The organism is Streptomyces sp. (assembly GCF_035645055.1).
Classification (GTDB): Bacteria; Actinomycetota; Actinomycetes; order Streptomycetales; family Streptomycetaceae; genus Streptomyces.
In genome coordinates, this window is the sequence record NZ_DASQNH010000045.1 from 110,277 (window position 1) to 134,065 (window position 23,789).

The 23,789-nt window shown below is 72.0% G+C and carries 22 protein-coding genes and 2 pseudogenes; 12 read left to right on the top strand and 12 right to left on the bottom strand.

All coding sequences use genetic code 11. The features are described 5' to 3' along the window. Nucleotides 1–55: 55 nt before the first annotated feature. Nucleotides 56–1,504 (top strand): MFS transporter, encoded by a 1,449-nt coding sequence (locus tag VE614_RS15325; RefSeq protein ID WP_324936769.1) that lies wholly within the window; start codon nt 56–58, stop codon nt 1,502–1,504. A 64-nt stretch (nt 1,505–1,568) separates the two neighbouring features. Here the strand turns inward: VE614_RS15325 and VE614_RS15330 are convergent, their stop codons facing one another. The 4 genes and pseudogenes from VE614_RS15330 to VE614_RS15345 form a co-directional block, all read right to left on the bottom strand. Beyond that, a complete protein-coding gene (locus VE614_RS15330; RefSeq protein ID WP_324936770.1) occupies nt 1,569–2,165 on the bottom strand; it encodes a TetR family transcriptional regulator in 597 nt (198 codons plus the stop codon). 26 nt (nt 2,166–2,191) lie between these two features. Further along, nucleotides 2,192–3,205 carry an aldo/keto reductase gene (locus VE614_RS15335; protein ID WP_324936771.1) on the bottom strand — a complete coding sequence of 338 codons (1,014 nt, stop codon included), beginning with the start codon at nt 3,203–3,205 and terminating at the stop codon, nt 2,192–2,194. 77 nt (nt 3,206–3,282) lie between these two features. After that, nucleotides 3,283–3,896 (bottom strand): annotated as a pseudogene (locus VE614_RS15340) (LysE family translocator). 84 nt (nt 3,897–3,980) lie between these two features. Beyond that, nucleotides 3,981–5,363, bottom strand: a complete 1,383-nt coding sequence (locus VE614_RS15345; protein WP_324936772.1) for a glycine--tRNA ligase — start codon at nt 5,361–5,363, stop codon at nt 3,981–3,983. 160 nt (nt 5,364–5,523) lie between these two features. Between VE614_RS15345 and VE614_RS15350 the strand changes: the two genes are divergently transcribed. The 4 genes from VE614_RS15350 to VE614_RS15365 all read left to right on the top strand — a co-directional run bounded on the left by VE614_RS15350 (nt 5,524) and on the right by VE614_RS15365 (nt 8,663). Further along, nucleotides 5,524–6,492 carry a metal ABC transporter solute-binding protein, Zn/Mn family gene (locus tag VE614_RS15350; protein ID WP_324936773.1) on the top strand — a complete coding sequence of 323 codons (969 nt, stop codon included), beginning with the start codon at nt 5,524–5,526 and terminating at the stop codon, nt 6,490–6,492. A gap of 17 nt (nt 6,493–6,509) precedes the next feature. Beyond that, nucleotides 6,510–7,277 (top strand): metal ABC transporter ATP-binding protein, encoded by a 768-nt coding sequence (locus VE614_RS15355; protein WP_324936774.1) that lies wholly within the window; start codon nt 6,510–6,512, stop codon nt 7,275–7,277. Beyond that, nucleotides 7,277–8,179 carry a metal ABC transporter permease gene (locus VE614_RS15360; protein WP_324936775.1) on the top strand — a complete coding sequence of 301 codons (903 nt, stop codon included), beginning with the start codon at nt 7,277–7,279 and terminating at the stop codon, nt 8,177–8,179. The genes VE614_RS15355 and VE614_RS15360 overlap by 1 nt, the downstream gene beginning before the upstream one ends. A gap of 61 nt (nt 8,180–8,240) precedes the next feature. Continuing rightward, nucleotides 8,241–8,663 carry a transcriptional repressor gene (locus tag VE614_RS15365; protein WP_324936776.1) on the top strand — a complete coding sequence of 141 codons (423 nt, stop codon included), beginning with the start codon at nt 8,241–8,243 and terminating at the stop codon, nt 8,661–8,663. 82 nt (nt 8,664–8,745) lie between these two features. On the opposite strand, the gene VE614_RS15370 is transcribed toward VE614_RS15365, so the two are convergent. The 5 genes from VE614_RS15370 to VE614_RS15390 form a co-directional block, all read right to left on the bottom strand. Further along, the gene (locus VE614_RS15370) at nt 8,746–9,270 is read right to left on the bottom strand and encodes a YcxB family protein (RefSeq protein WP_324936777.1); all 525 of its coding nucleotides are present in this window, start codon (nt 9,268–9,270) and stop codon (nt 8,746–8,748) included. 34 nt (nt 9,271–9,304) lie between these two features. Next, nucleotides 9,305–10,141: an isoprenyl transferase gene (locus VE614_RS15375; protein ID WP_324936778.1), complete on the bottom strand. Its 837-nt coding sequence runs from the start codon at nt 10,139–10,141 to the stop codon at nt 9,305–9,307. Nucleotides 10,142–10,192: 51 nt separating this feature from the next. Then, entirely contained in the window at nt 10,193–10,939 is a 747-nt protein-coding gene (gene recO, locus VE614_RS15380) for a DNA repair protein RecO (protein WP_324936779.1), read from the bottom strand. A 43-nt stretch (nt 10,940–10,982) separates the two neighbouring features. Next, nucleotides 10,983–11,207 carry a hypothetical protein gene (locus VE614_RS15385; protein WP_324936780.1) on the bottom strand — a complete coding sequence of 75 codons (225 nt, stop codon included), beginning with the start codon at nt 11,205–11,207 and terminating at the stop codon, nt 10,983–10,985. 194 nt (nt 11,208–11,401) lie between these two features. Continuing rightward, on the bottom strand, nt 11,402–13,972 hold the full coding sequence (locus VE614_RS15390; RefSeq protein ID WP_324936781.1) for a DUF6185 family protein: 2,571 nt from the start codon (nt 13,970–13,972) through the stop codon (nt 11,402–11,404). 309 nt (nt 13,973–14,281) lie between these two features. Between VE614_RS15390 and VE614_RS15395 the strand changes: the two genes are divergently transcribed. From VE614_RS15395 to VE614_RS15425, 7 genes are all read left to right on the top strand, one after another. Continuing rightward, nucleotides 14,282–15,322 (top strand): iron ABC transporter permease, encoded by a 1,041-nt coding sequence (locus tag VE614_RS15395; protein ID WP_324936782.1) that lies wholly within the window; start codon nt 14,282–14,284, stop codon nt 15,320–15,322. Then, a complete protein-coding gene (locus VE614_RS15400) occupies nt 15,322–16,125 on the top strand; it encodes an ABC transporter ATP-binding protein (RefSeq protein WP_324936783.1) in 804 nt (267 codons plus the stop codon). Before VE614_RS15395 ends, VE614_RS15400 begins: the two co-directional genes overlap by 1 nt. Then, a complete protein-coding gene (locus tag VE614_RS15405) occupies nt 16,103–17,107 on the top strand; it encodes an ABC transporter substrate-binding protein (protein WP_414719575.1) in 1,005 nt (334 codons plus the stop codon). Before VE614_RS15400 ends, VE614_RS15405 begins: the two co-directional genes overlap by 23 nt. A gap of 233 nt (nt 17,108–17,340) precedes the next feature. After that, nucleotides 17,341–18,441, top strand: a complete 1,101-nt coding sequence (gene bla / locus VE614_RS15410) for a class A beta-lactamase (RefSeq protein WP_324936784.1) — start codon at nt 17,341–17,343, stop codon at nt 18,439–18,441. Between the two features lie 144 nt (nt 18,442–18,585). Then, complete coding sequence (locus VE614_RS15415; RefSeq protein WP_324936785.1) at nt 18,586–19,116, top strand: SigE family RNA polymerase sigma factor; 531 nt, start codon at nt 18,586–18,588, stop codon at nt 19,114–19,116. After that, nucleotides 19,113–20,063: a hypothetical protein gene (locus VE614_RS15420; protein ID WP_324936786.1), complete on the top strand. Its 951-nt coding sequence runs from the start codon at nt 19,113–19,115 to the stop codon at nt 20,061–20,063. Before VE614_RS15415 ends, VE614_RS15420 begins: the two co-directional genes overlap by 4 nt. 78 nt (nt 20,064–20,141) lie before the next feature. Beyond that, nucleotides 20,142–21,077, top strand: coding sequence for a dihydrodipicolinate synthase family protein (locus VE614_RS15425; RefSeq protein ID WP_324936787.1), 936 nt, complete (start codon nt 20,142–20,144; stop codon nt 21,075–21,077). Between the two features lie 26 nt (nt 21,078–21,103). Here VE614_RS15425 and VE614_RS15430 read toward each other — a convergent pair. The 3 genes and pseudogenes from VE614_RS15430 to leuA all read right to left on the bottom strand — a co-directional run. Beyond that, nucleotides 21,104–21,178, bottom strand: a pseudogene (locus tag VE614_RS15430) (DNA-binding response regulator); the annotation flags it as partial. Between the two features lie 211 nt (nt 21,179–21,389). Then, nucleotides 21,390–22,085 carry a TerB family tellurite resistance protein gene (locus tag VE614_RS15435; RefSeq protein ID WP_324936788.1) on the bottom strand — a complete coding sequence of 232 codons (696 nt, stop codon included), beginning with the start codon at nt 22,083–22,085 and terminating at the stop codon, nt 21,390–21,392. A gap of 195 nt (nt 22,086–22,280) precedes the next feature. Continuing rightward, the coding region (gene leuA, locus VE614_RS15440; RefSeq protein WP_324936789.1) for a 2-isopropylmalate synthase at nt 22,281–23,789 on the bottom strand (1,509 nt) is incomplete at its 5' end.

The following is a 23,789-nucleotide window of genomic DNA, read 5'->3' on the forward strand; positions in this document are numbered from 1 at the left end:
GCGGGTAAAATTCTTTAGTTAGGCGCACTATCGAAGTCGGCGTACGATGGGGCACATGCCCGAGCTGAGCCATCGCCGACGCCTTCTCGTGCTCGCGATCTGCTGCATGAGCCTGCTGATCGTCAGCCTCGACAACACCGTGCTGAACGTGGCACTCCCCTCCATGCAGGACGACCTGGACGCCACCACGTCAGGCCTCCAGTGGACGATCGACGCGTACACCCTGGTGCTGGCCTCGCTGCTGATGCTCGCCGGGTCGACGGCCGACCGGATCGGCCGCAAACGGGTCTTCGTGGCCGGGCTGGTGGTCTTCACCGCCGGCTCGGCGCTGTGCTCCATGGCGCCGGACCTGGACGCCCTGATCGCGTTCCGGATGATCCAGGCGGTGGGCGGCTCGATGCTGAACCCGGTCGCCATGTCGATCATCACCAACACGTTCACGGATCCGCGGGAACGGGCCCGCGCCATCGGCGCCTGGGGCGCGGTGGTGGGCATCTCCATGGCCGCGGGCCCGCTGGTGGGCGGACTGCTCGTCGAGTCGGTCGGCTGGCGGGCGATCTTCTGGGTCAACCTGCCGGTGGGTCTCGCCGCGCTGCTGCTGACCCTGCGGTACGTGTCCGAGTCCCGCGCGGCGAAGGCCCGCCGGGCGGACCCGGTCGGGCAGATGCTGGTCATCCTGCTGTTCGGCGGACTGACCTACGCGATCATCGAGGCGCCCGCGGCCGGGTTCGCGGCGGTGCTGCCGTTCGCGCTGGTGGCCGGGGCCGCGCTGACCGGGCTGCTGGTGTACGAGCCACGGCGGGCCGACCCGCTGATCGACCTGCGGTTCTTCCGTTCGGCGCCGTTCAGCGGGGCCACGGTGATCGCGATCGCGGCGTTCGCCGCGCTGGGCGGCTTCCTGTTCCTGTCGACGCTGTACCTCCAGAACGTGCGCGGCCTGGACGCCCTGCACGCCGGGCTGTGGATGCTGCCCATGGCCGTACCGACGTTCCTGTGCGCACCCCTGTCCGGGCGGCTCGTGGGCAGCCGCGGGCCGAGGCTGCCGCTGCTGATCGCGGGCGTCGCGATGACGGCGAGCGCGGTGCTGTTCGCGGTGTTCGACGCGGAGACGTCGGCTGCGGGACTCCTCGCCGGATACGCGCTGTTCGGCGTGGGGTTCGGCTTCGTGAACGCGCCGATCACCAACACGGCGGTGGCGGGGATGCCGCGCGCGCAGGCGGGCGTGGCCGCCGCCGTCGCCTCCACCAGCCGGCAGCTGGGGCAGACGCTCGGGGTCGCGGTGGTCGGGGCGGTGCTGGCGGCCGGGATCGGGGCCGCCGGCTACCGGGAGGCGTTCGTGTCGGCCGCCGTGCCCGGGTGGTGGATCCTCGCGGGGTGCGGGGCGGTGGTGCTGGTGCTGGGTGTGCTCACGAGTGGAGGGTGGGCTCGGGGGACCGCCGAGCGGGCCGCCGCGCGGCTGGAGGCGGGCGAGGAGAGCGCCGTGGGGGCGGGGGTCCGTCGCTGAGTGCGGGTTGTGGGGGTTTCCTCGCGCAGCTCCCCGCGCCCCTGAAGTGGGAGGGCTTGCCTCCTCAGCCTTGCGCCCTCAGTCCCTGCGTCAACAGGTCGACCACCGCGTCGAACTCCGCCTCGACGCCGGGGGCCTTCCACTCCTCGGCGTAGCAGGGGTCGTGGAAGCGACCGGTGGCGTGGAAGACGGCGCGGGCCGTGGTGGCCGGGTCGGGGGCGGTGAGGGTGCCGGACTCGACCCCGGCGCGGATGATCGCGGTCAGCTGGGACGTGAGGTCGGCGATGTGCTCCGGGACCGCCTCGCCGCTCTCGCGGGTCAGGACCATGTACGTCGCGAACAGCTCCGGGTCGTGGCCCGCCTTGCGGCGCTTGGCGTCGAACAGGGCCCGCAGCCAGGCGCGCAGCCGTTGCTCCGGGTCGCGGTCCTGCTCGGCGACGATGCCGGCCAGCTCCTGCGACGTACGGTCCAGCCAGCGCTTCGTCACGGCCTCGCGCAGGGCCGCCTTGGTGCGGAAGTGCCGGTAGACGCTGCCGTGGCTGACACCGAGCGCGCGGGCCACGTCGACCACGGTGGCCTTGGCCGGGCCGTGGCGGCGCAGCACCTCCTCGGTGGCTTCGAGGATGCGCTCGGCGGTCAGGGTCTCGCTGGTCGGTGCCATGGAGGTGACGGTACCCGGCGGGCCGGTCAGCGTTCGCTGTCGAGGTGTGCCATCTGCGCTTCCGGGTAGCGCTCGCCGGCCGCCGCGTCCGCGGGCACGGCTTCCTCGATCGCCGCGAGGTCGGCCGCGTCCAGGGTCACGTCCAGCGCGCCCAGCGCCTCCGCCAGCCGGTCCCGGCGGCGGGCGCCGACCAGCGGCACGATGTCCTCGCCCTGCGCCAGCACCCAGGCGATGGCGATCTGCGCGACGGACGCGCCCCGCTGCTCGGCGATCTTCCGCAGCGCCTCGACGAGCCGCAGGTTGTGGCGGAGGTTCTCGCCCTGGAAGCGGGGCGAGAGGGCGCGGAAGTCGTTGGCGGCGAGCCGGCGGTCCGCGGTGAAGTGGCCGGAGATCAGGCCGCGGGACAGGACGCCGTAGGCGGTGACGCCGATGCCCAGTTCCCGGACGGCCGGCAGGATCTCCCTCTCGATGCCGCGGGTGATCAGGGCGTACTCGATCTGCAGGTCCGCGATCGGCGCGGTCGCGGCGGCCCTGCGGACGGTGTCGGCGCCGACCTCGCTGAGGCCGATGTGCCGGACGTATCCCCGCTCGACGAGTTCGGCGATGGCGCCGACGGTCTCCTCGACGGGGACGGCCGGGTCGAGGCGGGCGAGCCGGTAGACGTCGATGTGGTCGGTGCCGAGGCGCCGGAGGGAGTACGCGGCGAAGTTCTTCACGGCCTCCGGGCGTCCGTCGATGCCGAGCCAGCTGCCGTCGGGGCCGCGCAGGGCGCCGAACTTCACGCTGACCAGCGCCTGTTCGCGGCGGGCGGCGGGGGCGGTGCGCAGGGCCTCGCCGATGAGCAGTTCGTTGTCGCCCATGCCGTAGAAGTCGCCGGTGTCGAGCAGGGTGACGCCGGCTTCGAGGGCCGCGTGGACGGTCGCGACGGACTCGGCGCGGTCGGCGTCGCCGTACAGCGCGGACATGCCCATGCAGCCGAGGGCGAGGGCGGAGACCTGGGGGCCGGTGGTGCCGAGGGAGCGGGTCTGGATCGTCGTCATGCACTCCACCCTCGCATGACGACTGACAGATTTCAATATCTGTCAGTCGTCATTTGTCAGCCGCACCCCGCGGTCCCTCACCTGTCGGCGGTCGTCAGGGTCACCCCCAGCGCCACGAAGGACCCCGCCAAGCCGCGCCGCAGCCAGGCCATGACGCGCGGGCGGGAGATGACCTGGCTGCGGACCGAGGCGGCGAGAACGCCGTACAGGGCGAAGACGACGAAGGTCGCCAGCATGAAGACACCGCTCAGCAGCAGCATCCGCGTCAGCGCGTGCGGCTCGCCCGGGTCCACGACTTGCGGCAGGAAGGCGAGGAAGAAGAGCGTCAGCTTCGGATTGAGGAGGTTGATCAGCACACCCGCGGGCGATCATCCGGCCCGCCGAGACGGGCGGCGCCCCGCTGTCGACGCCGATCACGTCCTTGTCCCGCAGGGTGGCCCAGGCCATGTGGAGGAGGTGGGCGACACCGGCGTATTCGAGGATCTGGAAGGCGGTGGCGCTGGTGTGCGGCAGGGCCGCCGCGCCGGTGAGGGTGGCCAGGATGTGCGGCACGATGCCGGGAGTGGAGCCGAAGGCGGCGACGACGCTCGCCCGGCGGCCCCCGGGAGAATCCGGCGGCGAGGGTGTGTACGACCCCGGTGCCCGGGGTGGCGACGACGATCAGGGTGGTGAGGAGGAAGGCGATGCTCATGGGCACCACCCTGGACGCGCGAAGGCCCCCGATACAGGACCGGTCAGGGTCCCGTATCGGGGGCCGATCGGATGGCGCGGGAGGTCAGCAGCCGATCAGGCGGCCGGCCAGGTAGCCCTCGATCTGGTCGAGGGAGACGCGCTCCTGCTTCATCGAGTCACGCTCGCGGACGGTGACCGCGTTGTCCTCGAGGGTGTCGAAGTCGACGGTGACGCAGTACGGCGTACCGATCTCGTCCTGGCGGCGGTAGCGGCGGCCGATGGCGCCGGCGTCGTCGAACTCGATGTTCCAGTGCTGGCGCAGCGCCTGGGCGAGGCCCTTGGCCTTCGGGGACAGCTCCGGGTTGCGGGACAGCGGAAGCACCGCGACCTTCACCGGGGCCAGGCGGTGGTCCAGGCGCAGCACCGTGCGCTTCTCCATCTTGCCCTTGGCGTTGGGCGCCTCGTCCTCGACGTACGCGTCGAGCAGGAAGGCCAGCATGGTGCGGCCGACGCCCGCCGCGGGCTCGATGACGTACGGCGTCCAGCGCTCCTGGGCCTCCTGGTCGTAGTAGGCCAGGTCCTGGCCGGAGGCCTTGGAGTGCGCGGTCAGGTCGTAGTCGGTGCGGTTGGCGACACCCTCCAGCTCGCCCCACTCGCTGCCGCCGAACTGGAAGCGGTACTCGATGTCGGCGGTGCGCTTGGAGTAGTGGGAGAGCTTCTCCTTGGGGTGCTCGTACCAGCGCATGTTCTCTTCACGCAGACCCAGGCCGGTGTACCAGTTCCAGCGCTGCTCCATCCAGTACTCCTGCCACTGCTCGTCCTCGCCCGGCTTGACGAAGAACTCCATCTCCATCTGCTCGAACTCGCGCGTGCGGAAGATGAAGTTGCCCGGCGTGATCTCGTTGCGGAAGGACTTGCCCATCTGGGCGATGCCGAACGGCGGCTTGCGGCGCGAAGTGGTCTGCACCTGGGCGAAGTTGGTGAAGATGCCCTGGGCGGTCTCGGGACGCAGGTAGGCGACGGAGCCGGAGTCCTGGGTCGGGCCGAGGTGGGTGGAGAGCAGACCCGAGAACTGCTTGGGCTCGGTGAACTGGCCCTTGGTGCCGCAGTTGGGGCAGTTGATGTCGGCCAGGCCGTTCTCCGGGACGCGGCCCTTCTTCTCCTCGTACGCCTCTTCCAGGTGGTCCGCGCGGAACCGCTTGTGGCAGGAGGTGCACTCGGTGAGCGGGTCGGTGAAGGTGGCGACGTGGCCGGAGGCGACCCACACCTCGGGGGCGAGGATCACGGACGAGTCGATACCGACGACGTCCTCGCGCGACGTCACCATGTAGCGCCACCACTGGCGCTTGATGTTCTCCTTGAGCTCGACACCCAGCGGCCCGTAGTCCCAGGCGGCACGCTGGCCGCCGTAGATCTCACTACACGGGAAAACGAAGCCACGGCGCTTGCTCAGGCTGACGATGGTGTCGATCTTGTCGGCGGCCACGGTGCTCTCTTCATTACGACGACGGGCGACGAAGCGAGGTGCTTCCAGCGAATGCTTCAGGTTACCGGCGCGGACTCCCCCTGAACCAAATCGGGATCCCCCCTGTCCCGAATGGGGTCTTTGTTGACAACCGTTTCCACTTTTGTTGAAAATGACTCTCATGAACGTACGACGACGCCTCATACCCACCGCAGCGGTGACCGCCCTCGGTCTCGCTGCCCTGACCGCCTGCTCCAGCGACTCCGCCGACGCGGGCAACACGGACAAGTTCGATGTCGTCGCGTCGTTCTACCCGATGCAGTTCCTGGCCGAGCAGATCGGCGGGGACCATGTGGACGTCACCACTCTCACCGAGCCGGGTCAGGAACCCCACGACCTGGAGCTGAGCACCAAGCAGACCGCCGAGCTCCAGGAGTCCGACGCGGTTCTCTACCTCAAGGGCCTCCAGCCCGCCGTCGACGAGGCCGTCGGCCAGGCCGACGTGCGGACGAAGATCGACGCGGCCTCCCTCACCGAGCTGGAGGACCACGGCAGCGTCGAGCACGAGCACGCGGGCGAGGAGCACGCCGAGGAGCACTCGGCGGAGCACTCCGAGGAAGAGGAGCACGCCCTCGACCCCCACGTCTGGCTCGACCCCGTGAAGTACGCCGAGATCGCCAAGGGCGTCGGCGCCGCCTTCGAGAAGGCCGACCCGGACCACGCCGCCGACTACAAGAAGAACACGGACGCGCTGGTCGGCAAGCTGAACGAGCTGAACACCCGGTTCGAGGACGGGCTGAAGAACACGAAGACGAAGGTCTTCTTCACCAACCACGCCGCCTTCACCTACCTCGCCGAGCGCTACGGCCTCACCCAGGAGGCCATCAGCGGCCTCGACCCGGAGTCCGAGCCGAGCCCCGCCCGGATCAAGGAACTCCAGGAGGAGGCGAAGGCCGACGGCGTGACCACCGTGTTCTACGAGACACTGGTGAGCGACAAGACCGCGAAGACGCTCGCGAAGGACGCCGGCCTGAAGACCGACGTGCTCGACCCGCTCGAGGGCATCACCGACAAGTCCGAGGGCGACGACTACTTCCAGGTCATGGAGTCCAACCTCGGCGCGCTGAAGACGGCCCTCGGCGCCAAGTGATCGTTACGGAGGCCCCTGTGAGCGAGCCCGTCATATCCCTGCGCGGCGTACGCGCCGAGCTGGGCTCGCGCCCCGTCCTGCGCGGTATCGACCTCACCGTCTCGCGCGGTGAGGTCGTCGCGCTGCTCGGCGCGAACGGCTCCGGCAAGTCGACGGCCGTGCGCGGCATCATCGGCCAGGTGCCGGTCAGCGCCGGCGAGATCGAGCTGTTCGGCACACCCCGCCGGCGGTTCCGCGACTGGGCACGCGTCGGCTACGTCCCGCAGCGCACCACCGCCGCGGGCGGCGTCCCGGCGACGGTGACCGAGGTGGTCTCCTCGGGCCGCCTGTCCCGCACCCGCTTCGGCGTCTTCCGCAGGACCGACCGCGAGGCCGTCCGCCGGGCCCTGGACCTGGTCGGCATGGCGGACCGCGCCGGGGACTCGGTGGGCGCGCTCTCCGGCGGCCAGCACCAGCGGGTGCTGATCGCCCGCGCGCTCGCCGCCGACCCCGAGCTGCTGATCATGGACGAGCCGATGGCGGGCGTCGACCTGGCCAGCCAGGAGGTGCTCGCCGCGACCCTGCGCGAGCAGGTCGCCCAGGGCGCGACCGTCCTGCTCGTGCTGCACGAACTGGGCCCGCTGGAGCCCCTGATCGACCGGGCGGTGGTGCTGCGCGACGGCTGCGTGCTGCATGACGGCCCGCCTCCGAAGGCGGTCGGCCAGCACGCGCTGCCCGGCCACGACCACGTCCATCCGCACGCGGCTCACGACGCCGAACCGATCCGGACGGGACTGCTGAGCTGATGGAATTCCTGAACTACGACTTCATGCAGCGGGCACTGCTCGCCGCCGTCCTGGTCGGCATCACCGCGCCCGCGGTCGGCATCTACCTGGTGCAGCGCCGACAGGCCCTCATGGGCGACGGCATCGGCCATGTCGCCATGACCGGTGTCGGCCTCGGCTTCCTGCTGTCCTGGTCGCCGGTGTGGATGGCGACCCTGGTCTCCGTCCTCGGCTCGGTGCTGATGGAGCTGATCCGCTGGTACGGCAGGACCCGCGGCGACATCGCCCTCGCCATGCTGTTCTACGGCGGCATGGCGGGCGGTGTGATGCTGATCAACCTGGCGCCCGGCGGCGCCAACGCCAACCTGCTGTCGTATCTCTTCGGCTCGCTGTCCACGGTGTCCGAGGAGGACGTGCGGGCCATCTGCGTCCTCGCGGCGTTTGTGATCCTCACCACCCTGCTGCTGCGCCGCCAGCTCTTCGCGGTCAGCCAGGACGAGGAGTTCGCGCGGGTGACCGGACTGCCGGTGCGGGCGCTGAACCTGCTGACGGCGATCACGGCGGCCGTGACGGTGACCGTCGCGATGCGCGTGGTCGGGCTGCTGCTGGTGTCCGCGCTGATGGTGGTGCCGGTGGCCGCCGCCCAGCAGATCAGCCGCAGTTTCGCGGCGACCTTCGCGATCGCGGTGGCGATCGGGGTGAGCGTGACCATCGGCGGCACGGTGACCTCGTACTACCAGGACGTGCCGCCCGGCGCGACGATCGTGCTGCTGGCCATCGCCGCGTTCCTGGTGCTGACCGCGCTGGCGACCCCGCTGGCCCGGCGCAGGGCCCGCGCGGCGGCCGCCGCGCAGCCGCCCGGAGACCCGGCGGAGTGCAGCATTCCGGCCAGTCGCCCGACCGGGGACCAGATCGGCGTCTGACCGCTGCCGGTCCGGGCTGGCACAATGGCCCGGACCGCAGCAAGACGTGAGGAGGCAACCGGTGACGACCGCTGGACCGCCCGTGAAGGGCCGCGCCACCCGGCAGCGCGCCGCCGTGGCGGCAGCCCTCGACGAAGTCGACGAGTTCCGCAGCGCGCAGGACCTGCACGACATGCTCAAGCACAAGGGCGACTCCGTCGGACTCACCACGGTCTACCGCACCCTCCAGTCCCTCGCCGAGGCCGGTGAGGTCGATGTGCTGCGCACCTCCGACGGCGAGGCCGTCTACCGCCGGTGCTCCACCGGCGAGCACCACCACCACCTGGTGTGCCGCGTCTGCGGCAAGGCGGTCGAGGTGGAGGGCCCGGCGGTGGAGAAGTGGGCGGACGCCATCGCGGCCGAGCACGGCTATGTGAACGTGGCCCACACGGTGGAGATCTTCGGCACCTGCGCGGACTGCGCGCGGGCCGCCGCCGAGGACTGACCTCAGGGCATCATGTCGCCGCGGTCGTGACAGGTGCAGGAGTCACCGACTCCCGGCCCGCGCTCTCCCGCTCGGGCCACCCTCATACGACCGGCAGATGCCGGGCGAGCAGCACGCGCAGCCGGGCCTCGTCGGCCTCACCGGCCAGCCCGCGCTTGGGCAGGACCTCGACGAGCAGAATGTTCGGGTCGCGGCTGAGCAGCACGAAATGCTCGCGGGTCTCACGGTGGCCGCGGAAGACCGACCAGCGCTGCGTGAGCGTCACATGCCGGGTCTCGGCCCGGATCCCGTCGTCGGTCACCGTGGCGCGGTACTCGCCCTGCCAGGAGACCGTACGCAGCGCGTGGTGGGCCTGCGCGTGCGGCATGGACCAGATGACGGCGGCGCAGAGCACGGCGACGACGAAGGAGATCGCCGAGCCCTTCTCGGCGAGCGCGCTCCTGGCGGCGAGGGCGAGGAAGAGGCCGATGAGGCCCCATCGGACCAGATGCAGGCGCCGGACGCGGTCACGCACTCCGATACCGGCGCGCAGATCCGCGCGTGTCGGCCGGTAGACCAGCTCTGTCTCATCCCGTGCGACGGCGTCCCGCCCCATGTCCATGACCATGAGGCGGGATGGTACCGGCCGTGATCAGTCATGATCAGTCCTGCTGCTTGCCCTCCATGGCCAGCAGCTCCTCGTTCGGGATGGCTCCGCCGAACCGCCGGTCGCGGGAGGCGAACTCCAGGCAGGCGCGCCACAGGTCACGGCGGTCGAAGTCGGGCCACAGCACGTCCTGGAAGACCATCTCGGCGTACGCGCTCTGCCACAGCAGGTAGTTGGAGGTGCGCTGTTCGCCGCTGGGGCGCAGGAACAGGTCCACGTCCGGCATGTCCGGGTAGTACATGTACTTCTGGAGCGTCTTCTCGGTGACCTTGGCCGGGTCCAGCCGGCCCGCCCGCACGTCCTCCGCGAGCGCCTTCGCCGCGTCGGCGATCTCCGCCCGGCCGCCGTAGTTCATGCAGAAGTACAGGGTGAGCCGGTCGTTGTCCTTGGTCTGCTCCTGGGCGATCTGGAGCTCCTTCGCGACCGACTTCCACAGCTTGGGCATCCGGCCCACCCAGCGCACCCGGATCCCCAGCTCGTCGAGCTGGTCGCGGGTCTTGCGGATGAAGTCGCGGTTGAAGTTCATCAGGAAGCGCACCTCGTCGGGCGAGCGCTTCCAGTTCTCGGTGGAGAAGGCGTACAGCGAGATCGCGCCGACGCCCATCTCGATCCCGCCCTGGAGCACGTCCAGCACCCGCTCGGCGCCGACCTTGTGTCCCTCGGTGCGGGGCAGGCCGCGCTCCTTGGCCCAGCGGCCGTTGCCGTCCATGACGATCGCCACATGGTTCGGCACCAGCTCGCCGGGGAGCTTCGGCGGCCGGGCGCCGGACGGGTGCGGCTCCGGCGTCCTGTACTCGCGGCGCTGGCGCCCCAGGAACCCGCGTACGACCATGTGCTTCTCGTCTCCCTAGCTCTTCTTCGCCGTACTTGTTTCTCGCCGTGCTTACTTCTCGACGTATCTCAGCGAGCGCAGCCCGCGCTCCAGATGCCAGTGCAGATAGGCGGACACCAGTCCGCTGCCCTCCCGCACATATCGCGGCTCGCAGGCGTCCGCGGTCTCCCAGTCTCCCGTAAGCAGCGCGGCGAGCAGTTCCAGGGTCCGCGGCGAGGGTACGACACTGCCGGGCACCCGGCAGTCCACGCAGACCGAGCCGCCGGACGCCACCGAGAAGAACCGGTTGGGCCCGGGCATCCCGCACTTCACACAGTCGCTGAAGCTGGGGGCGTAGCCGTTGACGGCGAGGGAGCGCAGCAGGAACGCGTCGAGCACGAGATGCGGCGCGTGCTCGCCGCGGGCGAGCGTGCGCAGGGCGCCGACCAGCAGCAGGTACTGCTGCACCGCGGGCTCGCCCTCATGGTCGGTGAACCGCTCGGCGGTCTCCAGCATCGCCGTGCCGGCCGTGTACCGGGCGTAGTCCAGGACGATCGTGCCGCCGTACGCGGCGATGGTCTCGCTCTGCGTGCACAGCGGCAGGCCCCGGCCCACCAGTTCGCTCCCCCGGGCGAAGAACTGCACGTCCACGTGGGAGAACGGTTCGAGGCGCGCACCGAACTTGGACTTCGTCCGGCGCACGCCTCTCGCCACGGCGCGTACCCGCCCGTGACCGCGCGTGAGCAACGTGATGATCCGGTCCGCCTCACCCAGCTTCTGGGTGCGCAGCACGATGCCGTCGTCGCGGAACAGACTCATGGAGCCATTCTCGCCTACCCGCGCGGTCGCCCGGCCGGGAACGTCAAGGGACCTCCCCCCGGCTGCGCGCGTTGGCGTACGCGGTGGCGGCGCGCAGCCGCTCCGCGGGGGTCGCGTGGCGTACGGACCGCGGGTCCGCGTCCCACTCCCTGCCGCCGCCGTACGGTCTCAGCTGTACGTAGGGTCCCTCGTGGCCCATCACGATGCCCACCTTCCCGGTGCGGGTGTCGACGACGTACGAGCCGATCGGCGGCTTCGTCGGTGTCATTGGATCCGGCCTTTTCGTGCGGTTCTTTCCTGCGATCGGCGTTGCGCCTCCCCGTGGCTCCCCTGCGCTTTCGGGTTTCACTCTTTTGTCTCCGGCGCGGGCCGCCGGCCCTACACTCGGCAGGAGTTTGTGCGCGAAGTGCCGCTCCCCGCACAGGCGTTGGCCATCGGTCGTGCGTCGGCGGTCCCCGGCGGCTAACCGCCGCCCTCGCCCGGGCCGCCCGATCTTCCCGGTGGTTCCTGGGGCTGGATGAACACCGTGGGGTCGTTCCCCTTGAGCTGCTGCCAGACGCCGACCAGGGCGACGACCTGCGCGACGAAGAACGCCAGCTGCACGGAGGCCGTGCGCAACTGGTAGACGGACAGCAGCAGGGACGCCTTCGTGGGCCAGTAGATCCCTTCCTGACGGAAGGTGTCGATGTCCATGGCCACGCCGGTCGAGGTGAGGACGAGCAGGGTCAGCGCGAGGTCGAGGGCCCAGGTGCCGAAGGACTGACCGGTCGCCCGGGTGAGGATCCAGTGGCCGGCCAGCGGGGCGGCGTACACCAGGAACAGGCCGAGAGCCTTGGCCGGTCCGCGGCGGCCGGGCAGGACCCGCCACAGCGCGCCCAGGACGAAACCCGCGCCCGCCAGGACGATCTCGGACGTGATCACGTAGTCGAGCAGGCCGGCCAGGCCGAACTCGTCCCGCCTCACACTGCCCCACAGCGGGCCGCGCACCTGGTTCGCCCAGAAGCCGACCGCCGTGGCGGGCAGGGCGAGCACCGCCGAGAACCGGGCGGCGCGCAGCGCGTTCTGCCACCAGGTGGCGCGCGGCCCCCAGGCGAGGGCAAGCTCCACGGCGTCCACCGAGTCGGGGAGCCGCGCACCGGCGTGGGGGGCGGTGGCCCCGGGCGGGTTCCACTGGTGCAGGTCGTCCAGGTCGCGCTCCAGGTCGGCCCGCTTGCCCTCCTGCTCGCCCTGCTCCAGGCGGCGCAGCTGCGAGTGCAGGTCGCGGTAGGCGCGCGCGGACTTGATCAGCCAGGTCCGGTCGCGCTCGCGGATCGCGTCGCGCAGCGGTGCGCCGGTGGGCAGCGGCTGTGACAGCACGGCGCGGCGTCTGCCCAGGGCCAGCAGCAGTCGGCCGGTGAGCAGGGTGATCGCCGCGGACAGCAGGTGGGCCGAGACTCCGGCGTACCAGCCCGGTGCCGGTACGACCGCCTGCATCGCGGCCACGGTGAGGAGGGCGAGGTCCGGGCCCTCGGGGGCGGTCCGTTCGGCCTGGGGGGCCGCCGCGCGCGCGGCGAGCGCGGCGAGGAGCACCGCGTTGAAGCCGTACCACCAGGTGATCCACGGGAAGAACCAGTCGGGCCAGTCGGAGGGGAACCAGGCGAGGCCGTTGTAGAGGTAGGTGAGGTGCCAGCGGTCGGTGTAGCCGTCGCCGTCGCTCAGCCAGGTCTCCTGCTCCCAGACCGCGTGGGTGGCCCACAGGTCGCCGGCCACCAGCGCCGCCGCGAGGAGCAGGCAGCCGGGCAGCACCCACCAGGGGAGGCGTCCGCGCGGTGTGGTCCCGGGCGCCCGGACGCGTGTCGCCTCGTACATCCGGCGGATCGCCGACACGGTGCCCGTCAGCCAGACGAACGCCAGGCAGGCCGCGGCGAGCGCGATCCAGACGAATCCGCCGGTCCGCGTGAGCCGGTTCACCTCGGCGAGCGCGTCGTGGTCGAGCCAGAAGCCGGCGGGCAGCCCGAACCAGCCGGGGCGGAGGGCCAGGACGAGGGGGTAGGCGGTGGCCGCGGCGACGGCCAGGGCGGTGCCCGGGCGCGGGCGGGCGAAGAGGCAGAGCAGGGCGCCGACGCCCGCGGTGAGCACGAAGTGCAGGGTGACCCGGTGGTCCGGCCAGGAGGACAGCAGCTGGTCGTCGAGTTCGACGACCAGCGCGATGCCGAGCATCAGCCAGGCCCACCGGAGCAGGTTGCGGCGGGTGGCCGTCTCCGCCGGGGTCGCCGGTGACGTCCCCGGGGCACGGGCGAGCCGGCGCACCAGCAGCAGGACCACGGCGAAGAGCACGACGTCCCAGGCGAGCCAGGCCGCCGAGCCGGCCAGCCGCCAGGGCTGCGCGTTCCACCGCGTGGCCAGGGCCTTCGTCGCCGGTGGCTGGATCCGGACCCACAGTTCGGGCATCGGTCCGGCGGCCTCGGCCCGTTTCCAGGTCAGGTCCGTCGGCGTGCCCGCGGTCGGCGGCGGTGCCATGTCGCGTGCGGCGCGTCCGCCGAGGTCGACGGTGATCTCGCGCCACCATGCGCGTTCGAGGGCGGGCGGGCGTTCCAGGGCGAGGGTCCAGTACCGGGTGCCCACCTCCAGGCGCCAGGGGCCGAACTCCCGGTGGCTGCTGTTCTCCACGGAGGTGACGGCACGGTACTCAACCGTGACCGTCCTCTCCTCGACGGTCACCTCGGGCTCCCGGGGCCGCAGCTCGGTGTCCCGGTAGGGGTGGGTCTCGGCGGGGTCGCGCAGCAGGCACCGCATGGCCGCCCGGTAGCGGTCGGTGTCCCCGTTGAGCAGCAGGTCGGGTGCGAGGGCCGCGGACTTCGGCACCTTGACGACGAGGTCGGCCTCGGCGCGCGTGTGGTCCTCGCCGTCGTGCTTGATCCGTACCGAGGTGGTGACCTCGGCGTCCCGTAACTTCCCCGGCGTGCACGCGATCCCGCGCTCCGCCCGCGCCTCCCCCGTTCCCCCGAGGACCGACAAGCCGGCCAGCACCATCACGAGGACCAGTCGCCGCATCCCCCACCCCCTCCCCGCGGGCATATACCCATATGAACGCCCCCTGCCCCAAGCTCCGCCGATGCGCCCCTGTTACGCTCCACACGCCCCCGTGGGAGAAGTCCGGTGAGAGTCCGGCGCTGACCCGCAACGGTGTGCGCGCGGCCGTCAGGCCCGTCGTGCGAGCCCGATCGCCCGTGGGTGGATGCGAACCCGTTCAACGCTCGCCGCGGACTGCGAGAAGGGGGACCGCTCGGCCGTGGCACCGCCGTACGGGCTCTTCCCGCTCCCTGTCCGGCAGGCGGGCCCGAGGCGAAGGACCCGCCGACCGTGCGCCGAACACCCCTGCCACCGCTGCTGCTCGGGCTGCTGGTGCTGCTGCTCGGGTCGGCGGTGTGCGGGGTCGGGCTCGGGGCCTCGGACATCGGCTGGGGGCAGACGCTGCGGCTGGTCTGGGCCGGGCTGAGCGGCGGCGCGCTGCCCGCCGGTGATCTCGCCGCGTACACCGTCGTCTGGGAGATCCGGCTGCCCCGGGTGGTGCTCGCCGCCGTCGTCGGCGCGGGGCTGGCCACCGTGGGGGTCGCCGTGCAGGCGATGGTGCGCAACGCGCTCGCGGACCCGTTCGTGCTGGGCATCTCGTCCGGCGCGGCCGTCGGCGCCAACGCGGTGATCCTGCTGGGGGCGTTCGCCGGGCTCGGGGTGTGGGCACTGTCCGTGTCCGCGTTCCTCTCCGCGCTCGCCGCGACGGCGGTGGTGTACGCCGTCGCCCGGTCCGCCGCGCACGGGCTGGCCCCGCTGCGGCTGATCCTCACCGGTACGGCGCTGGCGTACGGCTTCGAGGCCCTGACCACCGTGATGGTGTTCGGCGCGGCCCGCGGCGAGGCGGCCCGGTCGGCGCTGATGTGGCTGCTGGGCAGCCTGGGCGGGGCCACCTGGGCGCGGGTGCCGGTCGCGGCGGTCACGGTGGCCGCCGGGTGGGTGTGGCTGCGGGCGCGGGCGGAGCCGTTGAACGCGCTGGCCATGGGGGACGAGACGGCGGCCGTGCTGGGGGTACGGCCGGAGCGGCTGCGGCGGGAGCTGTTCGTCGTCACCGCCGCGGTGACCGGGACCGTCGTCGCGGTGAGCGGGGCCATCGGGTTCGTCGGGCTGATGGTGCCCCATGTCGTACGGATGCTGGCCGGCGCCGATCACCGGCGGGTACTGGCCGTCGCCCCGCTCGCCGGCGCGGTACTCCTGGTGTGGGCTGATCTGCTGTCCCGGCTGCTGTTCGCGCCGATGGAGCTGCCGGTCGGGGTGATCACGGCGGTGGTCGGGGTGCCGGCGTTCCTGCTGCTGATGCGGCGCGGCGGCTACGTGTTCGGGGGGCGCTGATGCGGCTCGACGTGGAGGGTGTGTCCGTTCGGACCACCGACGGGGTGCGGCTGCTGGAGGACGTCCGGCTGGCGGCGGAGTCCGGGGCGTTCGTGGGGCTGGTCGGGCCCAACGGCAGCGGGAAGTCGACGCTGTTGCGGTGTGTGTACCGGGCGCTGCGGCCGGCCGGCGGGGTGGTGCGGCTCGGCGGGGACGAGGTGCACGCCATGGACCCGCGGGCCGTGGCCCGGCGCCTGGCCGCGCTGCCGCAGGAGTCGACGGCCGAGTTCGACTTCACCGTGGCCGAGGTGGTCGCCATGGGGCGAATGCCGCACACCGGACGCACGGCGGCGGACGACCGCGCGGTGTGCGCGGCGGCGATGGAGCGCACCGGTGTCGCCCACCTCGCCGGCCGGGGGTTCCCCGCGCTGTCGGGCGGCGAGAAACAGCGGGTGCTGATCGCGCGGGCGCTGGCACAGCGGCCCAGGGTGCTGGTGCTGGACGAGCCCACCAACCACCTGGACATCGCGCACCAGTTGGAGGTGCTGTCGCTGGTCCGGGACAGCGGCCTGACCGTGCTGGCCGCGCTGCACGACCTCAATCTGGCCGCCGCGTACTGCGATGTGCTGTACGTGGTGGCCGCGGGGCGCGTCGTCGCGTCCGGCCCGCCGCACGACGTGCTGCGGCCCGGTCTGCTGGCCGAGGTGTTCGGTGTGCGCGCCCACCCCGTACGGCATCCGGAGACCGGTGCCGTGCGCCTGCTGTTCGACCTGCTGCCCCCCACCCCCGAGGAACCGCCCCATGAGGAACCGTCCCCTGCGTAGGCCCCTCGCCGCCGCCCTCTGTCTCGCCGCCCTCGCCACCGGGTGCGGCGCACGGGTCGAGAAGCCGTCCGCGCGGACGGACCGGTCGGTCACGCTCACCAACTGCGGCAAGAAGGTGACGTACGACAAGGTCCCGGAACGGGTCGTCACCAACGACGTCGGGATCACCGAGCTGATGTTCGCGCTCGGCCTGGAGGACCGGATGGCCGGGTTCGCCATGCCCGACGACAAGGGGGACGTGCGCGGGGTGCCGTGGAAGGACGGCTACGACAAGGTGCCGTGGCTGTCGAAGGACCAGCTGACCACGGAGACCGTGCTGGACGCGCGCGCGGATCTGGTGTTCGCCGGGTGGAACTACGGCTTCCGCGAGGACGCCGGGTTCACACCGGACGCGCTGCGGAAGCTCGGCATAGCGTCGTACGTCCTCACCGAGTCGTGCCGCAACGGCCGCACCGGCACCGCGCGCGGCATCATGCCGCCCCTGGACGCGCTCTACACCGACCTCACCAACCTCGGAAAGCTGTTCGGCGTCGAGGAGCGGGCCGCCGCCCTGGTCGCCGGCTTCCGGCGGCAGATCGCCGACGTGCGCGCGAAGGCACCCGCGCGGGCGCCCGAGGTGTTCCTCTACGACAGCGGCGAGGACCAGCCCTTCACCTCCGGCCGCTACGCCGCCCCCGACCAGATCATCAGCGCGGCGGGCGGGGTGAACCTCCTGCACGACGTGGCCGACTCGTGGACGACCGTCGGCTGGGAGACGGTCGTGGAACGCGACCCCGACGTCATCGTCATCTGCGACTACGGAGACGTGAGCGCCGAGCGGAAGAAGGACTTCCTGCTCTCCCACGCACCGCTGCGGGACGTCTCCGCGATCAAGCACCGGCGGATCTTCGTCCTCGACTACGCCGACCTGGTGGAGAGCCCGCGCAATCCGTCGGCGATCGCGCGGCTGGGGACGTATCTGCGCACGGTGGCGAAGGACTAGGCAGGACCTGGGGGGTGTCTCGTCGGGGCGGGCGACGGCCTCAAGCCGGATGCCGGGGCGACGGTGGCCGGCGATCGTGATCAGGCGGCGCACGACCGCGCCGCCCACGCAGACAGCGGCCCAGGGGGCTGAGGAACTGCGGGAGTTCCAGGTGCGGCACGACAGTTTCTTCCTCCCGGAGGGCTGAGGGCGGGACGACCCGACGAGAAGGGGGTCGCACAGAGCCGGGCGACGTGTCCGCTGACCGCCGGCGTGCCGGGAACGCGAGGCCGTGCGCCGCCCGGCCGTTCGAGCCGCGGGAGCCTCCGGTGCGGATCACCGGCGACGGCCCGTCCACCGTCCCGCTCCTGCAGAACGAGCGCGATCCGGCCACGACGCCTGCTGCGGCACCGCAACCGGGGCGGGCGGCGGGCGCGTCGATCACGGGAGAGACGATCACCAAGGAGACCGAGATGTCGTTGAACCGCCGTATCCTCCTCACCGCCGGCGCGGCCGGCGCCGCGGCCCTGCTCACCCCGGCCGCGGCACACGCCACCGGCGGTCCGGCCGGTGTCACCGGACGCCTGCGCGCCCTGGAGCGGGAGTACGGCGCCAAACTCGGCGTCTACGCCCACAACGTCGGCACCGGGCGGACCGTACGGCACCACGCCGACGACCTGTTCCCGATCTGCTCACTCTTCAAGACCCTCGCCGCCGCGGCCGTCCTGCGCGACCTGGACCGGGACGGCGAGTTCCTCGCCCGCCGGATCCACTACACGGAGGCCGACCTGGTCGAGGACTCCGACGAGACGCGCAAGCGTCTGGCCGAGGGCATGACCGTGGCCGAGCTGTGCGACGTCACCATCCGGTACAGCGACAACGCGGCCGGCAACCTGCTGCTGCGGGAGCTGGGCGGCCCCACCGCGATCACCCGGTTCGCCCGCTCCCTCGGCGACCCGGTGACCCGGCTGGACCGCTGGGAGACGGGACTGAACTCGGCCGAGCCGTGGCGGATCACCGACACCACCAGCCCGCGCGCCATCGGCCGCACCTACGCCCGGCTGGTGCTCGGCGACGCGCTGCCCGGCGCCGACCGGGAGCTGCTCACTCACTGGCTGCTGAACAACACCACCAGCCCTGACCGGCTGCGCGCCGGAGTCCCGCCCACCTGGAAGGTCGCCGACAAGACGGGCGGCGGCGAGTACGGCGTCAACAACAACGTCGGCATCGTCTGGACCCCGGACGGCACACCGGTCGTCCTGGCCATCCTGTCCCGCAAGGCCGACCCGGCGGCGGTCCGGGAGAACGCCCTGATCGCGAAGACGGCGAAGGTCCTGACGGAAGCCCTCGCCTAGCCCCGCCCCCGCGTCCTCGTCCCTGCCCCGGCATCTTCGTCCCCGCACCTGCCGAGGCACCCCGCCCGCTCCGGGAAATCCCTCGCGCCCTCCGGGCAACCGATTCCGTCCGACCGGTGGTCTGGAGGGCGAGGAGGGTGCTTGATGAAGGCCGACCAAGAGGCCCAGTTCCAGGAGTTCGTCAGAGCGCGGTGGTCCCATCTGGTGCGGACCGCCTATCTGCTGACGGGCGACGCGCACCACGCGGAGGATCTGACCCAGACGGCGCTGGCGAAGGCGTACCGCTCCTGGCGGCGGATCGCGCGCACCGACAACCCGGAGGCGTATGTCCGCCGGATGCTCGTCAGCTGCAACAGCGACCGTTTCCGCAAGCGGCGGGTGCCCGAGGCGCTGACCGCCTCGCCGCCGGAGCGGGCGGGGAGCGACGAGGCCGTGGCCTGGGTGGACGAGCGCGGCTCGCTGCTGACCGCGCTGGCCGGACTGCCGCCCCGGCAGCGCGCGGTGGTGGTCATGCGCTACTGGGAGGACCTGTCCGAGGCGGAGGTCGCCGATGTGCTCGGCTGCTCGCCGGGCACGGTCAAGAGCCAGGCGTCCAAGGGGCTGGCGAAGTTGCGTACGTATCCGGGGCTCGCCCAGGCCATGGGTGTGCCGTCCAGGCAGGGAGACAGCAGGTGAACGGGGAACAGCGCGCTCAGTCTCCGGGGGACGGGGCCGGGGACGGCGGGCGGGAGTTCGAGGACCGGGTGCGGGCGCTGCTCACCGACGACGCCTTCACCATCCAGCCCTCGCCGGCGCCCTATCCGGCGATCCGGCGCCGGGGGCTGGCCGAGCGGCGCCGCCGGGTGGCGACGGTCGGGGCGGCACTGGTGACGCTGGCCGTGGTGCCGGTGGGGGCCTATGCGCTGACCGGCCCGGACGGGGGCGGCCGGGCCGTGTCGCCCGCCGCGTCGGGGACGTCCGCCACGCCGGCGCAGTCGCCCACGCAGGCGCCGGCGCCGTCCACTCCGTCCGGGCCCGCGGGTCCGGCGAGTGACGAGCAGTTGCTGGACGGTGTGACGCGGGAGTCCGCGGCGGCCGCGCTGGAGGACTGCCTCGCCTTCGACCGCGGCAGCGCCCTCCAGGACCTGGGCGCGCCGGAGGAGTACCGGATCCTGCTCGGCATGCGCAGCACCGGCGACAGCAACGCCCCCGGCGACGGCCGGTTCGTGGTCGCGGTGCGGGAGGAGGCCCCCCGGACCCGGGTGATCTGCAACGTCAAGGACGGCGAGGTCGCGGGGATGAACGTCGGCGGAGTGGACATGGGCCTGCCGGACCAGGGTCCCGTCATGCCGGACGTCAACGCGCACAAGCTGTACGCGCAGTCGTTCCTGGACAAGGGAAACTGGAAGCTGCCGTTCCGCTGGGGCAGCATCGGCGCCGTCGACCCGTCGGTCGCCGAGGTGACCGTCTCATACGGCGACGAGGAGCCCCGGACCGCGGTCCTCGACCACGGCTGGTTCGTCGCCACCGGCATTCTGGACCAGCAGGTCACCAAGGCACCGCACATCAAGGGCTACGACGCCGCGGGCAAGCAGGTCTACGACTCCGACCAGGACAAGCACTACATGCCGGACCTGCCCTGACGAACCGTGCGGGGCGGCACGCGGGCGGTACCGTACAGGGGTCGGTACCGCCCGCTGTCCTTCTCCGGTGGAGCTGCCATGACGATCCCCGCCCCGCTCACCGGCGTCGTCCCGCCCGTCTGCACGCCCCTGACACCGGAGGGCGAGGTGGACGTGGGCTCGCTGCGCCGGCTGCTCGACCATCTGATGGCGGGCGGGGTGCACGGCCTGTTCGTCCTGGGCTCCACCTCGGAGGCGGCGTACCTGACGGACCGACAGCGCGAGCTGGTGGTGGCGGAGACGGTGCGGCACGTGGCCGGGCGGCTGCCGGTCCTCGCGGGCGCCATCGACATGACCACCCCCCGGGTCCTGGAGCGGGTGGCCTCGGTCACGGCGGCCGGCGCCGACGCGGTCGTGGTCACGGCCCCGTTCTACGCCCCCACCCACCCGGCGGAGATCGCCCGCCACTACCGCCTGGTCGCCGCCGCGTCCCCCGTCCCGGTCCTCGCCTACGACATCCCGCCCGCCGTCCACACCAAGCTCCCCGCCGGCCTGGTCCTGGACCTGGCCGCCGAGGGAGTGCTCGCCGGGCTGAAGGACTCCAGCGGTGACCTGGCCGCGTTCCGCGAGGTCGTCACCGGCGCCCGCACCCGCCCCGGCCTGACCGGCTTCACCGTCCTCACCGGCTCCGAGCTGCTCGTCGACACCGCTCTCGCCCTGGGGGCGGACGGCGCCGTCCCCGGCCTCGCCAACGTCGACCCGCACGGCTATGTCCGCCTCGACCGCCTGTGCCGTACCGGCGACCACGTCCGCGCCCGCGCCGAACAGGAGCGCCTGTGCGCCCTCTTCGGCATCGTCCACGCCGGCGACCCCGCCCGCATGGGGCCCGGTTCCTCCGCGATCGGCGCCTTCAAGGCGGCCCTGCACCTGCGCGGCGTCATCACCTCCCCGACGACGGCGCGGCCCCAGGTACCGCTGTCGGAGGCGGAGAGGGAACGGGTGGGGACGTTCCTCGCCGCGGCCGGCCTCCTCTAGACCGGGCCCACCGACCGGGCGGCCCGTCACATGCTCCCCGGCGTCACCAGCCCCGACTCGTACGCCACGATCACCAGCTGGGCCCGGTCCCGTGCCCCCACGCCCCGGCTGCCTCCCGCCGTCCCCGTGCCACGCTCGCGCTGGTCACCCCTGTCGTCTGTCCGGCCCCCATGGACGGGCCCTCCCTCCGGAGCGGAAGTCTGATGCGGTTCCAGACTTCCGGCGCGGGAGGGCCGGCGCGTCGTGCCCAAGAGCGAGTTCCGGGGTACCGCGAGGGGTGGCCCGGCGGCCCGGTTACTCCCCGGGGAGTACTCAGGACGGCGTGCGCGCCGCCGCGAGCAGGCGGTTCACCTCGTCGGCGGTGATGGTGAGCGCGGCGCCCACCGTGGCCAGCGTCTCGCGTTCGGCGGTGGTGTACGGCCCGTCCGCGAGGGCGATCCGGGCGCCCTGGAGCAGGATCGATTCACGTCCGGCCGGTGCGAGGTGCGGGGTCAGCGGGTCCAGCGCCTCGTGCAGCTCTATGGCCAGCCCGGGCCCGCAGGGCTCGCCGGTGATCCGGCCGGTGTCCGCCTCCAGCGCCTCGACGAGGGCGGCCAGCTGCTCCTCGGTGCAGTCGCCGAAGCCGGCCGCGCGCACCGCCTGGGCGGCCGTCTCCAGGGCCGTGCGGGATCCGGCACCGCCCGCGGCGAGCACCGCGAGGGCGACGGTGTGCACGGCGTCGCGGAGCATCGCGGAGAAGCGGGTGGTGGTGGGGTGGTCGAGGACCTCGGTGCCGTAGTGCCGGCGGCAGGCCGCGCACTCGACGACCGGGCCGCTCGCGCCGCGCGGCAGCACCGGCAGGCCCAGCAGGGTGAACCGGCGGCGTCCGGTGAGCCGCTGGTAGTTGCGGTCGCCGCCGCAGCCGGGGCAGAAGAACTCCCCGTCGCCCACGGGCGTCCACGCGGTACGGGTGCCCAGCATGCGCGAAAGCCCGGTGACACGGCCGTCTCGTCCCCGTCCTGGCAGCACGTCGCACCTCCGTAACCCCGCGGCAGCATCGCCGCGCTGGCGTGATGTTAGCCACATACGAGAGCCCTAGTCAGCACCCCGGACGAGACCTCTCCGTGACCTGAACGGGTGAGTGGCCGGTAAACGACGGGGTCCCGCCCGCCGGTGATCACCGGAAAACCGCGGACGGGACCCTCAAACCCCCGGTGGGGAGGTTCAGCGCGCGGCCCGGTTGACGGCCGAGACGACCGCCTTCAGGGAGGCGCGGGTGGTGTTGGCGTCGATGCCGATGCCCCACAGCACCTTGCCGTCGATCGCGCATTCGATGTACGAGGCGGCCTGCGCGGACGCGCCCTCGCTCATCGTGTGCTCCTGGTAGTCCAGCAGCCGTACGTCGATCCCGATGGACTGCAGCGCGTCGAAGAAGGCCGAGATCGGACCGTTGCCCTGACCGGTCAGCACGGTGTCCGCGCCGTCGACGGCGGCCTCCACGGTGAGCGTGTCGACGCCGTCGCGGTCGGTGGTGGACTGGCCGTTCTTGACCTGAATCCGACCCCACGGATTCTCCGGGTTCGGCAGGTACTCGTCCTGGAAGGTCGCCCAGATGTCCTTCGGCGTGACCTCGCCGCCCTCGGCGTCGGTCTTGGCCTGGATGATCTTGGAGAACTCGATCTGCATCCGGCGCGGCAGGTCGAGCTTGTGCTCGTTCTTCAGCACGTACGCCACGCCGCCCTTGCCGGACTGCGAGTTGACCCGGATGACGGCCTCGTAGGTGCGGCCGAGGTCCTTGGGGTCGATCGGCAGGTACGGCACCTCCCAGGGCAGCTCGTCGACGGAGACACTGCGCGCCGCGGCATCGCGCTCCATCGCCTCGAAGCCCTTCTTGATGGCGTCCTGGTGGGATCCGGAGAAGGCCGTGTAGACCAGATCGCCGCCGTAGGGGTGGCGCTCGTGCACCGGCAGCTGGTTGCAGTACTCGACCGTGCGCCGGATCTCGTCGATGCCGGAGAAGTCGATCTGCGGGTCGACGCCCTGGCTGAACAGGTTCATGCCCAGCGTCACCAGGCAGACGTTGCCGGTGCGCTCGCCGTTGCCGAACAGGCACCCCTCGATGCGGTCGGCCCCGGCTTGATGGCCCAGCTCGGCGGCAGCCACCGCCGTACCGCGGTCGTTGTGCGGGTGCAGCGAGAGGACGACGTGCTCCCGGTAGTTCAGGTGCCGGTTCATCCACTCGATCGAGTCGGCGTACACGTTGGGGGTGGCCATCTCCACCGTGGCGGGCAGGTTGATGATGACCGGCTTGTCGGCGGTGGGCTGGAAGACCTCGAGCACGTCGTTGCACACCCGCGCCGCGAACTCCAGCTCGGTGCCGGTGAAGGACTCCGGCGAGTACTCGTAGAACACCGTCGTCTCGGGGACGATCTCCTCGTACTTGCGGCACAGCCGCGCGCCTGTGACGGCGATGTCGGCGATGCCGTCCATGTCGAGCCCGAACACGACCCGGCGCTGCAGCGTCGAGGTGGAGTTGTACAGGTGCACGATCGCCTGCTTGGCGCCTGCGATGGACTCATACGTCCGCTCGATCAGGTGCTCGCGGGCCTGCGTCAGCACCTGGATGACCACGTCGTCGGGTATCAGGCCTTCGTCGATGAGCATGCGGACGAAGTCGAAGTCGGTCTGGCTGGCGCTGGGGAAGCCGACCTCGATCTCCTTGTAGCCCATGGC

Coding starts and splice junctions, on each gene's coding strand:
- VE614_RS15325 (WP_324936769.1), top strand. CDS start 56: ATGCCCGAGCTGAGCCATCGCCGACGCCTTCTCGTGCTCGCGATCTGC.
- VE614_RS15330 (WP_324936770.1), bottom strand. CDS start 2,165: ATGGCACCGACCAGCGAGACCCTGACCGCCGAGCGCATCCTCGAAGCC.
- VE614_RS15335 (WP_324936771.1), bottom strand. CDS start 3,205: ATGACGACGATCCAGACCCGCTCCCTCGGCACCACCGGCCCCCAGGTC.
- VE614_RS15350 (WP_324936773.1), top strand. CDS start 5,524: ATGAACGTACGACGACGCCTCATACCCACCGCAGCGGTGACCGCCCTC.
- VE614_RS15360 (WP_324936775.1), top strand. CDS start 7,277: ATGGAATTCCTGAACTACGACTTCATGCAGCGGGCACTGCTCGCCGCC.
- VE614_RS15370 (WP_324936777.1), bottom strand. CDS start 9,270: ATGGTCATGGACATGGGGCGGGACGCCGTCGCACGGGATGAGACAGAG.
- VE614_RS15375 (WP_324936778.1), bottom strand. CDS start 10,141: ATGGTCGTACGCGGGTTCCTGGGGCGCCAGCGCCGCGAGTACAGGACG.
- recO (WP_324936779.1), bottom strand. CDS start 10,939: ATGAGTCTGTTCCGCGACGACGGCATCGTGCTGCGCACCCAGAAGCTG.
- VE614_RS15385 (WP_324936780.1), bottom strand. CDS start 11,207: ATGACACCGACGAAGCCGCCGATCGGCTCGTACGTCGTCGACACCCGC.
- VE614_RS15390 (WP_324936781.1), bottom strand. CDS start 13,972: ATGCGGCGACTGGTCCTCGTGATGGTGCTGGCCGGCTTGTCGGTCCTC.
- VE614_RS15400 (WP_324936783.1), top strand. CDS start 15,322: ATGCGGCTCGACGTGGAGGGTGTGTCCGTTCGGACCACCGACGGGGTG.
- VE614_RS15405 (WP_414719575.1), top strand. CDS start 16,103: ATGAGGAACCGTCCCCTGCGTAGGCCCCTCGCCGCCGCCCTCTGTCTC.
- VE614_RS15415 (WP_324936785.1), top strand. CDS start 18,586: ATGAAGGCCGACCAAGAGGCCCAGTTCCAGGAGTTCGTCAGAGCGCGG.
- VE614_RS15425 (WP_324936787.1), top strand. CDS start 20,142: ATGACGATCCCCGCCCCGCTCACCGGCGTCGTCCCGCCCGTCTGCACG.